Origin of the sequence: Campylobacter sp. IFREMER_LSEM_CL2090 (assembly GCF_025771865.1) — a bacterium.
Lineage (GTDB): Bacteria > Campylobacterota > Campylobacteria > Campylobacterales > Campylobacteraceae > Campylobacter_D > Campylobacter_D lari_D.
In genome coordinates, this window is record NZ_JAKMRA010000029.1 from 1 (window position 1) to 1,181 (window position 1,181).

Annotated in this window: 1 protein-coding gene; it reads left to right on the forward strand. The window is 21.3% G+C overall.

What is annotated here, in order from left to right:
• Nucleotides 1–970 precede the first annotated feature (970 nt).
• Nucleotides 971–1,181 (forward strand): hypothetical protein (locus L8V85_RS08270; protein WP_263737823.1); only part of this gene is annotated, 211 nt, incomplete at its 3' end.

Consider the following 1,181-nt stretch of genomic DNA (forward strand, 5'->3'; position numbering starts at 1 on the left):
AAAATTAGTTAAACCATTAAAACATATGAAATTTTATAATTATTAGCATTGGTAAAATAATGGTTTCTCGGCTTTTTCGGTTTTTTGCTTTTAGGATTAAGCAAATATTATTTTATATACATCTTAATCTTTTTATCAAAAATATAAAAAAATTATTTTAATTTAAAATTATTATAAAATTATATCACTTAGTACTTTTAAGCTAGCGATTAGCTGGAGCTGCGATCCTTTTTATATTTTATTAAATTATAAGGAGGTGATCATGATTGATATTAAAATAAAAATTAATCTGATTTTATCTTTTTTATTTTTTATAAAAATGAAATTTATTTTAGTTGGATCGCTAGCTTAAAAATACTCTCATTTTTTCTTAAAATATATCTTCATTTTATTAAAGTTATAAAAAAATATCCAAAAAAATACAAGTTAATTTTTCAAAAAATCTTACCTTTTTTTGTTTTGATAAAAAGTTTAGTAAAATGGAAATTTTAAGCTGTATTTTAAAGCTTTCTTTTTGGAGTTTTATAGGTTAAAATTTATAAAAAATAGCCCATTTTAAGATAATCACTACTCTGTGCTAAGCAGATATGCCATTTTCATTACCTTTAATGTAAAAAAGTATATATTTCGTATATTTTTCCGCAATATAAAAATAATTCACTACTCCATACTTATGTAAATATGCCGTTTTCGTTACCTTTAGCCTAAAAAGTATATATTTCGTATATTTTGATAAATTTTTGGTGTATTTTTTATAGATTTTTATAAAATTTGTCATTTTTGTTAAAAATAATCGTACACCTATACATTACTTCGTAAGTATTAGATTATATGTTTTCGTTACCTTTAGTATTTTTTTGAGATTTTTTTGAGATTTGCTGTGTTTTTTTAAAAAATGAAAATGTTATGATTTTGTAATTTTTGTATGATAAAATATTATAAATTTTTGTTAAAAAAGGCAAGTTATTCTGTGTTTAAAAATATATTTTTCAAAAAAACTGTATCTGCTGATAATCCTAAAGATGAGATAAAACTAGATGAAACTCCTACACAAAACAAAAGTGATAGATTAGAAAAAATAATTCACACTTGGGTAGTAAATTGCACTAAATATTCTTTAAAAAATCCTTATGATACAAGACGCATTAACAGAAAAAATGGCTGTATCAAATTTGTCTTAA